Here is an 11,892-nt window from a genome sequence, read left to right as displayed (position 1 = left end):
AGGTGATTGAGTGACTCGCGAGCGTCAGGTGCAGCGGGAGAGGATGAGTTCCGCGTAAGCCTTGGCGCAGGTCACGACCTCGTCGATGCGAACGCTTTCCTCGAGGGCATGGGCGTTGGCGATGTCGCCGGGCCCGTACTGCACCGTCGGGATGCCCGCTGCTGCGTACTGGCGCAGATCAGAGCCGTAGGGCGCTCCGATCAGCGAGGGATCGGCCGCGCCGGCGGAGGTCACGGCCTTGCGGACCTCATCACCGAATGGATGCGCATCGGGCAACTGTCCGGCGGCGAAGTGCCCGCCGGGCCACGTGACGGTCACCGGATGATCAGCCAGCCACGGATCGGCAGCGGCGGCATCGGTGACGGCCCGCTCGAAGGCGGTCTTGGCGTCGGCGAACGACTCGCCCGGCATGACTCCGTAGCGGCCTTCGGCCACCAGGAGATCCGGCACGGTGCTGGCCCAGTCGCCGGCGTGGATGATCCCGACGCTGATCGGCCAGGGCATCGCGGCGAACGGCGCAGGGGGTGCGGTGTTGCGCCGGGTCTCGAGGACGGCCAGCGCACGGTGGACGTGCTCGAAGGCGCCGATCGCGCTATGACCCCGGCCGCGCATCGAGCCGTGGGTCGCCTGTCCGGGTACTTCGAGGCGAAACGTCAGCGAACCGGCGTTGGCCGCGACGATCTGCTCGGCGGTGGGCTCGGCGATCAGGCAGGCGTCCCCGGAATGGCCGCGGCGCAACGCCGCGAATGCACCGATTCCGCCGTCCTCCTCGCCGATGACCGAGTGGATCGCGAACGGCCTGGCAAGAGCGACGTCGCTGACCGCCCTGGCTGCGGCGATGATCGCGATGACGCCGCCCTTCATGTCACAGACACCTCGGCCGAACCAGCGGTCGTCGAGCTCGCGGACGTGCCACGGATCGGCGTCGGTCCAGGCTTCCGGATCGCCGGGTGGGACGACGTCCACGTGCCCGTTGAGGATCAGGGCTGGGGTGCCGGGGCCGGACACACCAACGACTCCCCAGGCCTCGTCGCGGTCGACCTCTTCGCCTGGATAGTCGGGGTCTGCGCGCAACTCGTCGAGGTCGAGCTTCCACTGATCGACGTCGAGGCCGAGCCCCGTCAGCGTCGCGGCGCACCAACGTTGGGCCGCGATCTCACCGTCGGATCCACCGATGCTGGGGATGTTGACGAGTTGGGCGAGATCGCGCCGGATCAGGTCGACGTCGATGTCCATGCAGCCAGTCTGGCAGCCGATCGGCGGTAGCTCGTGACGCCGGTGCTGTGGTGTCGCCGTGACGGCACTCGGACAAGGTTGTCAGTCATGGCCGGCCCTGCGCTAAGCTCCTGCCATGACAGCCCAGCACCTCACTTGGTGGCGCCACCCGTAACGGTGGCCTGTCGACTTCTGCCCAGACCGCCTCACGGCCGGCTCTGGGCTTTGTTGTCTGTGCAGCATTCGTCCTGGCCGGCCCGGGCACAACCCAAGGAACTGCAATGACCTCCCTCGACGAGCTCCTGGCTCAACCGGCTTTTGCGCTGATCCGTGTACGAGAGTCCGACACCGTCACATTGGTCGGTGGACCCCGCACCGATCTCGATGTGCTGGCTGATATCCCGCTGAAGTCCGGCCCCGGACGTGCTTGGGATCAGCTGGTCCTGGTTCCGTATGCCCAAGCCCATGAACGCGGCTTCGAGGCTCACCAGGACGACACGCCGTTGTCGGCGATCGACATCGCCTATAGCGCTGAGCTGCCGATCGCAGAGTTGCTCGACGTGCTGCCCGACGTTTCGGTCGAGTTCACCGATCGTGGGGGCTTCGAGACCAGCGACGACGAGTACGCCGACATCGTCCGCACCATCATCGACGACGAGATCGGCCAGGGGGAGGGCGCGAATGTCGTGATCGGACGGCATTACCGCGCACAGGTCGCCGACTGGAACCACGACACCGCGCTGACGGTGTTCCGCCGCCTTTTGGAGCGTGAACGCGGCGCGTTCTGGACGTTCTTGATCTTCACCGGCGACCGCTACCTGATCGGCGCCTCGCCCGAACGTCACGTGAGCCTCGAAGCGGGGCAGGTACGGATGAACCCCATCAGCGGCACATTCCGCATGCGCGGCCTGGAGACCCACGCCGACAAGAAGCGGGAGTTGCTGAAGTTCCTCGAGGACGAGAAGGAGATCTACGAGCTCTTCATGGTCGTCGACGAAGAGCTCAAGATGATGTGCGATATCTGCCACGAAGGCGGGCTCGTGCTCGGGCCGTACCTCAAGCCCATGACCCATCTCGTGCACACCGAGTATCTGCTCGCGGGCCGCACGCACCGCGACGTCCGCGAGGTGCTGCGCGACTCGATGTTCGCCGCCACCGTCACGGGCAGCCCGGTCGAGAACGCCTGCCGTCTGATCAAGCAGTATGAGCCGCAAGGCCGTGGCTACTACGCCTCGGTGGCCGCGTTGATCGGCCGTGATGAGAACGGCGAGCAGCTCGCCGACGCGCCGATCCTGATCCGCACCGCCGACGTCGACCTTGCTGGAAACCTCAAGGTCTCAGCCGGCGCGACGCTCGTGCGTGACTCCAGCGCCGAGTACGAGACGACCGAGACCTGGGCGAAGGCCGCCGGCATCCTCAGCGCGTTCGGTCTCGTCGAGGCGGCGCCGGACCCGGTCGAGGGCTTCGATGCGTTCACCCGTGAGGACGAGGTCATCATCGCGCTCGGTTCTCGCAACCAGCGACTCAGCCAGTTCTGGCTGACTGACCAGTCAGGGGCCGCGCCGGTGCCGTCGTTGACGGGCAAGCGAGTCGTGATCGTCGACGCCGAGGACGATTTCGTCAACATGCTGTCGCACGTCTTCGGGGTGTTGGGCATGACAACCGACATCGTTCGCCACGATGCCTATTGTGACGGGGATCTGGATGGCTACGACCTGGTCGTCGTCGGTCCTGGTCCGGGCGATCCACGTGACCTCGACGATCCGAAGATGGCAACGATGCATGCGCTCGTCGCGGGTCTCCTGGAGTCGGAGCGACCGTTCTTGGCGGTGTGCCTGGGACATCAGACGTTGAGCCACCAGATAGGTCTCGACCTGACGTTCAAGGACATCGTGTTCCAGGGCACGCAGAGCAAGCTCACGGTGTTGGACCGTCCCGAGACGGTCGGCTTCTACAACACCTTCGTGGCGCGGGTTCCGGCCGCCGGGCTACCCGAGGGTGTCACAGTGGAGCTGGAACCGGAGACCGGTGACATCCACCTGGTGGCCGGACCGCACTATCGCGGCATCCAGTTCCATGCTGAGTCGATCCTGACGCATAACGGCTTCGGCATCCTGCGCGATCTGGTCACTGACCTGGTCGGCTGAATCCCCGCCCGCCCGTCCGTTGGGCCGGTGCGCTGGCGTCCAGGATGACCGCGCGGATGGACGCTAACGCACCGTCCCAGGACGCGCGTGGACGCTAACGCACCGCCCCGGGGATGGGGTCGTCGGCCGGCCGGCTTTTCATCCGGGTCACCATGACGCCGAATAGGCACAGGGCGCCGCCGACGAATGCCAGAGCAGCAGGGACCTCGTCCAAGATGAGCCACGAGATCAACGTGGCAACAGCCGGCGCGAGGTAAGTCGTCGAAGCGGCCTGCCCCGCGGTAATGCGCTTCAGGGCGTACGACCAGGTGGTGAAGCCGATCGCGGTGGGGAAGACGCCGAGGTAGACCAGCCACAGCAGATCGTGGGTGGACGCATCGGAGATCTCGCTGACCAACGCCGGGGCGAAGGGCAGGCAGACCACGGCGCCGATGAGGCAACCCAGCCAGACCGACATGACCGGCTCGACCGTGCGGAGGGCGGGCTTCTGGGCGAGGGCGCCGATCGCGTAGAACAACGCCGCGGCGAGGCACATGATGACAGCGGTGCCGCTCGCGGTGTCGACCGAGGTGGGATCGTGATGAGTGCTGACGGCGATCAGGATGACGCCCGCGAACGCGATCGCTATTCCGATCATCAGCGGCTTGGGGAAGCCCTCTTTGAAGATGAATCCGGCAAGCAGCGCCACGATCGCCGGGGCGATGTTGACGATCAGCGCGGTGGTGCCGGCGTCGAGGTCGCGTTCGGCGGCATTCAGCGCGATGTTGTAGGCGCCGAACCAGACGACACCGTATATGAGGACGAGGTGTAGGGCCCGGCCACGGGGCATCTTGGCACGGGTGGGCCGGGCGACCAGTGTCAGCGCCACGACGCCGACGGCGAGTCGACCGAGCGACAGCGATCCGGGCGAGAACGTGTCACCGACCGCGCGAATCGCCACGAACGCCGAGGCCCAGAGCACGACCGTGACGAGCATCGCGGGGAAGGAGAGGTCACGCGAGGTCAACACGTTCAAACACTAGTGATCCCCGGCCCTTCAGCGCGAGCGGAAATCGGCCAACGTCCCCGCAGAACCCGCCATCGACGCTGCGCCCGGCGAAGAGATCACCGGGCGCAGTATCGGGTCGATCAGGGGGTGGGGATAGACGGGGCAGGCTTCTGAGACTGCTGGGTCTTACCGCCGTCTGAACCGAGGGTCACCTCGATCTCGTCCTTTTTCCCGTTGCGGGTGTAGGTCAGCGTGATCTTCTCGCCGGGATTGAATCCGCGCACCGAGGCAACCAGGGCCTCCGAACTTGGAACCAGAGCGCCGTTGACAGCCGAGATCACATCGCCCTTCTTGAGGCCGGCCTTTTCGGCGGCTCCGCCAGGAGTGATCTCCTTGACCTCGGCGCCGATTCCGGTGATGCCGTCGGTGCTGAGGAAGTTGCCGACCTCGACGCCGATCTGTGCGTGCTGGACGGGTTTGCCCGCCAGCAGCTGCTTGCCCACGTTCTTGGCGAGGTCGATCGGAATCGCGAATCCCAGGCCGATCGAACCGGCATCGCCCGAGGTCGTCGTGCCCGAACGGATCGCGGAGTTGATCGCGATGACATTGCCGTCGAGGTCGACCAGGGGACCGCCGGAGTTTCCGGGGTTGATCGCGGCATCGGTCTGCACTGCCGGGAATGTGGTCGACTCGCCGTTACCGGATCCGTCGGACGAGGAGACCGGTCGATTGAGGGCAGAGATGATGCCTTGCGTCACGGTGCTCTCCAGGCCGAACGGCGAACCGATCGCCACGACTTCCTGGCCGACCTTGAGATCAGCAGACGTGCCGAGCGTTGCCCGGGTCAGGCCGGTCTTGCCCTCTGCCTTGATGACCGCGAGATCGGTCTTGGCATCGGCACCGATGACCTCGGCCTTGGTGTTGGTGCCGTCGTTGAACGCGACGGTGATCGTGCCGCCTCCGTTGGCGACGTCGATGACGTGGTTGTTGGTCAGGATCTCGCCATCGCTGCTGATGATGATGCCGGTGCCTGAACCGGAACCTTCGGAGCCTTTGACGTTGATCTGGACGACGGAGGGGAGCACCTTCGCGGCCACGGCCTGGACCGTGCCGGCTGGAGCCTTGGTCTGCGTTGCCTTGTTCTCACTGTCGAGCGAGTTGACGACATTGCCGCCCGATCCCGAGTCGTCATTTGCCTGGTCGTAGGCCCACGCGCCGCCGAATCCTGCGCCACCGGCAAGTACGGCGAATGCGGCGATGCTCGCGATCTTGCGACCGCGACGCTTGGGCGGTGGTGTGGCCGCGCCGTTGCCGGAGTCATGGGGGGCCGCAAATGGAGGCAGCGCGACGGTGGGCTCGTTATCGCGGATCGGCGCGGCGAACGGATCGGTCTGCGCTGACGGCGCGGGCGGCGGCGACCCGGCCGCATAGCGGTGCGAGAAGTCGTCGGGAACCGGAGTGCTCACGGGTGCCGCAGCAGCGGACTCAGGAGGCTCGACGGGCTCGACAGGCTGGGTGAGCTCGACGGGCTGGGTGGGCTCGACGTCCTCGTTGAAGGGCTGGGGCGCAGCAGGTGTCGCGGGCTGCGTCATGGTGGGTTCGGCCGGCGCGGGAGGCCCGTCCGTTGCCTCGACCCGAATCTCTTCCGTCGGTGCGGGAGTCTGCTGATCGTCGCCGCGGTCCGACGGGGGGACATACGGGTTTGCGGCGAAAGGATCGTGCGAATCGGTCATAGAAATAGATTCTCGCCTATCACTGAGACATGTCTAAGAGTGGCGTGTGAGGGATCAAAGAACCACGGACCCCTCAGATGTCGTCGGGAAGAACCGATTCGGGCACCCTGAACGTGAAACGCGTGCCGCCCTCTGGCGGCGACGCGACCTCGACGGTCCCGCCGTGGCGCTCGGCCGCGCGCTTGACGATCGACAATCCGAGACCTGATCCAGGCAGTGTGCGGGCTTCGCTGGAACGGTAGAAACGGTCGAAGATGTGCGGCAGGTCTTCGGTGTTGATACCGGGACCCTGGTCGATCACAGTGAGTTCGCCGCCGCTGAGTCGCACCGTGATCAGGCCGTCGTCCGGGCTCCACTTCGCGGCGTTGTCGAGCAGATTGGTCACCGCGCGCTCAAGCAGCTGAGCCTCGCCGATGACGGTCCACGGTTCGACCTCGACGTCGAAGTGGGCGTCGGGTGCGCGGAGCCTGACCCGGTCGACGGCGTGCGCGACCACCTCGGCCAGGTCGAGCGGTTCGGGTGCCCGTCCCATCGGCTCGTCACGGGCCAGTTCGACCAGGTCACCGACCAGGTTGGTCAGTTCTTCGAGCTGCGCGCGGACATCGTCCATGATCTCGTGCCGCTGTTCGACGGACAGCTGACGGTCGCTGCTGTCGGCCGCCTGCCCGATCAGCTCGATATTGGTCCGCAGGCTCGTCAACGGCGTCCGCAGTTCGTGGCCGGCATCGGCGACGAGTTGGCGTTGCCGTTCCTGTGAGGCGTCGAGCGCCTGGAGCATCGAGTTGAACGATGTGGTCAGTCGGGCCAGTTCATCGCGTCCTGTCACCTGGATCGGCGTGAGATCGGACGTGCGCGCGACCCGCTCGGTCGCCGCGGTGAGCCGGCGTACCGGACGCAGACCGTTGGTCGCAACAGCCCATCCGGCACCGCCGGCCAGCAACACGCCGGCGGTACTTGCAAGGAGCAGGATTATTTTGAGCCGTTCGAGCGCATCGCGGTTGGATTCCATCGACTGCGCAAGAACCAGTGCCTTGCCAGGACCCGCGCTGACTGCGACGACTCGGTGCGGAACACCCTGGATCGTGACGGTACGCATAGACTGTTTGCGCTCGCCGATCGACACCTCAACCTCTTGATGGCTCTTGAGCTTGACGAACTCCGAACTGGTGGCGGGATTGGAAGTGAACAGTTGCCCGCCCTGAACGATGAACGGTTGGATGCCGAGGTAGGCGAGCGCGCCCACTGACTCGCTGGTTAGCAGCGCTTGGCTGAAGCCGCTGTCGACGGCGGCGTTCGCGCGGCGCAGCATCGATTCATCGAGCGAACTTTGGAACTCGGCTCGGACCGTGACGAACGCGACCGCGCTGACGACGCCGAGCGTCGCGGCGACGGCCGCAGTGGTGAGCACTGCGACGCGCAGTGCCAGCGACATCCGGCCGGTGATCTTCTGCAGTGCGCGGTGGGCAGCGTCGATCACGGGGGAGTCTCGCGCAGGACATACCCCACGCCGCGCACTGTGTGGAGCAGCCGGGGCTCGCCTTCGGCCTCGAGCTTGCGCCGGACATAGCCGACGTAGACCTCGAGGGAGTTCGCCGTCGTCGGGAAGTCGAAGCCCCAGACCTCTTCGAGGATGAACGATCGTTCGAGCACCCGCTTGGGCCGGCGGAGGAACAGTTCGAGCAGGGCGAACTCGGTGCGGGTCAGCGACAGCGACCGTCCGCCGCGGGTGACATCGCGAGTCACCGGATCGAGCGACAGATCCGAGAACGTCACGGGTGCCTCATCCGGCTCGACCTCGGCGGCGCGGGACGAGCGGCGCAGCAGCGACCGGATCCGGGCCAAGAGCTCTTCCAACGCGAACGGTTTGGTCAGGTAGTCATCGGCACCGGCGTCGAGCCCGTCGACCCGGTCGGATACGGCGTCGCGAGCCGTGAGTACCAGGATCGGCACGTCGTTGCCGGCATTGCGCAGGGCTCGTGTCGCCTCGAGCCCGTCGAGCTTGGGCATCATGACGTCCATGACGATCGCGTCAGGGTTGATCAGTGGGACGCGGGCCAGTGCTTCCGCCCCGTCAGAGGCTAAGTCGACGGTGTATCCGTTGAACTCCAGGGACCGGCGCAACGAGTCACGCACGGCACGGTCATCGTCGACGACAAGGATGCGCATGGGATCAGTCTGCCCCGCATGTCTGAAGGTGTCCTGAGATCAGGTCGACAACAGGCTGTGGGCTGCGGCCGCGGCACGTGATCCGTAAGTGCCGCCGAACAGCACGGCGTGCACCAGCAGAGGGTGCAGCTGGTGCAGCGGCATACGATCTTGCCACCCGTCGGCGAGCGGGGTCGCCTCGGCGTATGCGTCGAGGATCCGCTGCAGATGTGGCGCACCGAACATCGACAGCATGGCCAGATCGGTCTCCCGGTGACCGCCGTGAGCGGCCGGGTCGATGAGCCAGACATTGCCGTCGGCGCCCCAGACCATATTGCCCGACCACAGATCGCCGTGGATGCGAGCAGGTGGCTCGGCCGGACCGGCGAGATCGTGGATACGACGCATCGCGGTCTCGATCGTGGTGGCCTCGTCGGGTGTCAGTGCTCGCCGATCGACAGCTGCGCGGACGTATGGCATGACTCGCCGGGAGGCGAAGAACTCCGGCCAGGCCGGCAGCGGGCGGTTGGGCAGCGGGGCGAGTCCGATGAAGCCGTCGGCGGTGGAGCCGAACGTGTCCGCGCCGAACTGGTGCGTCGCCGCGAGATCGCGGCCGAACCTCTCGGCCAGCTCGGCGGTCGGTTTGACCGGTTCGACCCAGTCGATGATGAGGCAGTCCTCGGCAGAGGCCAGCACGTGCGGGACTTTGGCGCCGTCGGCCTCAGCAAGCCAGCGCAGGCCATCGGCCTCACGTTCGAAGAAGGTGTCGGGCGCATGCGGGCGGGTCTTGATGACGGCGCCGCGACCATCGGTCAGCCGTAACCGGGTCGTCGTGCAGATGTCGCCGCCGGCGACGGGAGTGGTCGAGACGACGCCCAGACCGAGGAGTGACTCCGCCCGGGCCGCGGTCCCTGCCATGCGTGCCATGACGATGACGTTACCGCGTGGGCAGTGGCCGTGTGAGCGGCCGGTCAGTCGCAGGTGGCCAGATAGGCCGCCGGGTTCTTTGGTCCTGTGCTGCCACCGCCGCCGGATCCGGGTATCGACGTGACACTGAAACCGCCGCTGAAGTCGACCTTGTCCGGCAGCAGGCGCGAGGCGTGGATCGTCGTGAAGTGCCACTGGCCGTCGCGTGCGGTCACGCTGGTTTTGGCGACCAGCTTGCCCGAGCGCAGCACGGTGGCGCTGCCGGCGGCGCCGTAACCTGGCGCGGTCAACGCTCCGAGGGTGATCTCCCACAAAGGTCCGAAGGGGCCGGAGACTGCGCGCTTGCAGGCGAGGACAGCATATGAGCCGGGGTAGGAGATGATGTCCGTCCATCCCGTGGCCGCCTGGGCTGGAGCGGTGTTGGCAACGAGCGCGGCCGTCGTCAATGCGGCCCCGGCGAACAATGCACCGACCCGTCGTCGAATTTGTGTGGTCATGTGATCCCCCGGAGTCGCAGTGCAATTGCTCGCAGCCTAATGGCGGAGGGGGGATGCCGCCATACGTTACAAACGGGTGAGCGCGGGCAGTTGATCGACGAGTTCGTCGACGGTGCGCTCGATCATGGCCAGGACGAGATCGAATCCGTCGGCGCCGCCGTAGTACGGGTCGGGGACCTCGTTGTCGTGCTCAGTGGCGAGCGGGTCGAAGTCCCGGAACAGCCGCACCTGGCTCTGCTGGGCTACAGTCGGTGCGAGTTCGAGCATGTCGGCCTGGTTGCTGTGGTCCATGGCCAGGAGCAGATCGTTCTCGGCGTACCAATCAGTCGTGAACGTGCGCGCACGGTGGCGCGTCGGATCGTATCCGGCGCGGGTGAGCACTGCTGCCGCGCGAGTGTCCATGGGATTGCCTTCGTGCCAGCCGCCGGTGCCTGACGACACAACGGCGAAGCGGTCGTCGAGACCGGCTTCGACGAGCTTGCTCTCAAGGACGACGTGCGCGATGGGCGAGCGACAGATGTTGCCGAGGCACACCATCGCGATGGTGTAGGTCATGTGCGTCTCCCGATTCCGACAACCGATTCGCGTACACGGTGCATCCTTGTCTATCAAGCGGCCACTGGCGGTGGTCAGGCTGTCAGTGTCCGACGAATTCGTCGAGGGACCCGGCGTTTCGAATGTCGGGTGATTCCGTGTGAGGTACGCCCTCCAACGCTTCGCCGCTCGACCTAGGTCCCGGTGCTCTTGCTCGATGATGAAGGGATCGAGCAAGTCCTTGTGATCTGCGCGAGCCCCGCTTGGGAACGGATCCGCTCGGGTAGACCGTGTTTGGGACTGGACGCCGAAGAACCCTAAGCCTGTTGAGGCATAGGTTTGACCCCATCTCTGATATCTGAGACAGTTCGTAACAATTAATCAACTGGCGTTTACAGGATGGGTGGAGTTCCAGTGACAAGGTTTAAGAGGACTGTGCGAGGCATGCTTATGGCAGCGCTCGTTGCGCCGATGTTCGTGATGATGGGATCGCCAGCGTCGGCAGGAACCGGTGCGAATTGGATTTGGCTTGACAGCAACGGCAATGGCTACGTGGCGGGAATCTTCAAGCACGAGGGTGAGATTTTTTCCGTGAAAGACGTACGAGCCGACGGCTATTCCGGTGTTCTGGAGTGGAAAGTCGGTTCCGGCGGCACAGTTCGGAAGTTGTGGGACAGTCGTAGCGCGAGTGCCAGCGGCTATGTCACCTACAACGCGGAAATCGCTGAAGGTGCGGCCGTCTACATGAGGCTCTGCCGAGGCAATGCCAGCAACGGCTCAATCCACGATTGCGCGCCCGGCGGTTGGATGAAGCGAATCGCTTAGCTGACCGGACGTCCTGCTGCCCAACCACCCGATGCGACTTGGAATCTGTTCAAGAACGCATCATCAGGAGGCCAATCCGGGCCCTGATTTTTAGGCGTGACCAAAGTCAGGGTTGAGCTCGGTACCAAACCCAACACTTTCTACAAGTACGTCAACCGGTTCGAGGCCGACGGGAACGAGGGACTTTTTCCCAAGTCCCCTCGGTCTCTGAGGCTGCCGAGCAAGCCGGCGCCCGAGGACGCGATCGTGATGTAGTTTGCGGATCACTCCGAACGGCAGATATCGGCAGCGTTGCCGTCACAATCAACATCAACATCGGCATCGACCTCCGATACGCCCACTACAGAGCCGCCGCGTTCGGAACAGGCGGCCAGGTCACTCCAGAACGTATTGGTTCTACCGACGTCCTGAAGCACAACAGTCGAACTGTGTTCAGTGACGGATGACGCGAACCGACTGCTTCGGCGGGTTCACGAACGCCCCGACGATCGACTGGCTCACCGAGATGATGATGGATGCCACGACGGCCCACCAGAATCCGTCGATGTGGAACGCCACGTCGAATGCGTCGGTGATCTTCTCGGTCAGCAGCAACAGCAGTGCATTGATGACGAGCAGCGCCAAGCCCAGCGTGATGATGATGAACGGCAGCGACAGCACCTTGAGTACGGGGCCGACGAAGCTGTTGATGATCGTGAAGACGAGGGCGACAAGCAGGATCGCGACGATCCGCGCTCCGGTCGATTCGCCGGAGTCACCGATATTCATGTGATCGCCGAGCAGCCAAGCGGCTACGGACAGGGCCACGGCGCTGACGAGCCAGGTCGAAAGGAAACGCTCCATGCCTTGATTGTTGCATTCCCCGACACGTGGGGGAGTCA

At 65.2% G+C, this 11,892-nt stretch carries 11 protein-coding genes; 2 read left to right on the top strand and 9 right to left on the bottom strand.

The window, feature by feature from the left end; translation table 11 throughout:
* Positions 1 to 24: 24 nt before the first annotated feature.
* A complete protein-coding gene (locus tag ACXJKC_RS10000; protein ID WP_456696547.1) occupies positions 25 to 1,236 on the bottom strand; it encodes an ArgE/DapE family deacylase in 1,212 nt (403 codons plus the stop codon).
* A 260-nt stretch (positions 1,237 to 1,496) separates the two neighbouring features.
* Here ACXJKC_RS10000 and ACXJKC_RS09995 point away from each other — a divergent pair, with 260 nt between their 5' ends.
* Positions 1,497 to 3,362 (top strand): anthranilate synthase family protein, encoded by a 1,866-nt coding sequence (locus tag ACXJKC_RS09995; RefSeq protein WP_456696546.1) that lies wholly within the window; start codon positions 1,497 to 1,499, stop codon positions 3,360 to 3,362.
* Positions 3,363 to 3,456: 94 nt separating this feature from the next.
* On the opposite strand, the gene ACXJKC_RS09990 is transcribed toward ACXJKC_RS09995, so the two are convergent.
* From ACXJKC_RS09990 to ACXJKC_RS09960, 7 genes are all read right to left on the bottom strand, one after another.
* Positions 3,457 to 4,371, bottom strand: a complete 915-nt coding sequence (locus ACXJKC_RS09990) for a DMT family transporter (protein WP_456696545.1) — start codon at positions 4,369 to 4,371, stop codon at positions 3,457 to 3,459.
* A 119-nt stretch (positions 4,372 to 4,490) separates the two neighbouring features.
* A complete protein-coding gene (locus ACXJKC_RS09985) occupies positions 4,491 to 6,083 on the bottom strand; it encodes a trypsin-like peptidase domain-containing protein (RefSeq protein ID WP_456696544.1) in 1,593 nt (530 codons plus the stop codon).
* 73 nt (positions 6,084 to 6,156) lie between these two features.
* A complete protein-coding gene (locus tag ACXJKC_RS09980; RefSeq protein ID WP_456696543.1) occupies positions 6,157 to 7,560 on the bottom strand; it encodes a sensor histidine kinase in 1,404 nt (467 codons plus the stop codon).
* Positions 7,557 to 8,249, bottom strand: coding sequence for a response regulator transcription factor (locus ACXJKC_RS09975; protein WP_456696542.1), 693 nt, complete (start codon positions 8,247 to 8,249; stop codon positions 7,557 to 7,559). Before ACXJKC_RS09975 ends, ACXJKC_RS09980 begins: the two co-directional genes overlap by 4 nt.
* A gap of 39 nt (positions 8,250 to 8,288) precedes the next feature.
* A complete protein-coding gene (locus tag ACXJKC_RS09970; protein ID WP_456696541.1) occupies positions 8,289 to 9,155 on the bottom strand; it encodes a fructosamine kinase family protein in 867 nt (288 codons plus the stop codon).
* A gap of 44 nt (positions 9,156 to 9,199) precedes the next feature.
* Positions 9,200 to 9,652, bottom strand: coding sequence for a hypothetical protein (locus tag ACXJKC_RS09965; protein ID WP_456696540.1), 453 nt, complete (start codon positions 9,650 to 9,652; stop codon positions 9,200 to 9,202).
* Between the two features lie 66 nt (positions 9,653 to 9,718).
* Complete coding sequence (locus ACXJKC_RS09960) at positions 9,719 to 10,207, bottom strand: low molecular weight protein-tyrosine-phosphatase (protein ID WP_456696539.1); 489 nt, start codon at positions 10,205 to 10,207, stop codon at positions 9,719 to 9,721.
* 429 nt (positions 10,208 to 10,636) lie between these two features.
* On the opposite strand from ACXJKC_RS09960, the gene ACXJKC_RS09955 reads away from it, so the two are divergent.
* Positions 10,637 to 11,011, top strand: a complete 375-nt coding sequence (locus ACXJKC_RS09955; protein WP_456696538.1) for a hypothetical protein — start codon at positions 10,637 to 10,639, stop codon at positions 11,009 to 11,011.
* A gap of 432 nt (positions 11,012 to 11,443) precedes the next feature.
* On the opposite strand, the gene ACXJKC_RS09950 is transcribed toward ACXJKC_RS09955, so the two are convergent.
* Entirely contained in the window at positions 11,444 to 11,854 is a 411-nt protein-coding gene (locus tag ACXJKC_RS09950; RefSeq protein WP_456696537.1) for a phage holin family protein, read from the bottom strand.
* Between the last annotated feature and the right edge of the window lie 38 nt (positions 11,855 to 11,892).

The organism is Aeromicrobium sp. P5_D10 (assembly GCF_054049535.1).
The sequence above is the reverse complement of the archived record's forward strand: the minus strand, read 5'-3'. Positions and strand labels throughout refer to the sequence as shown.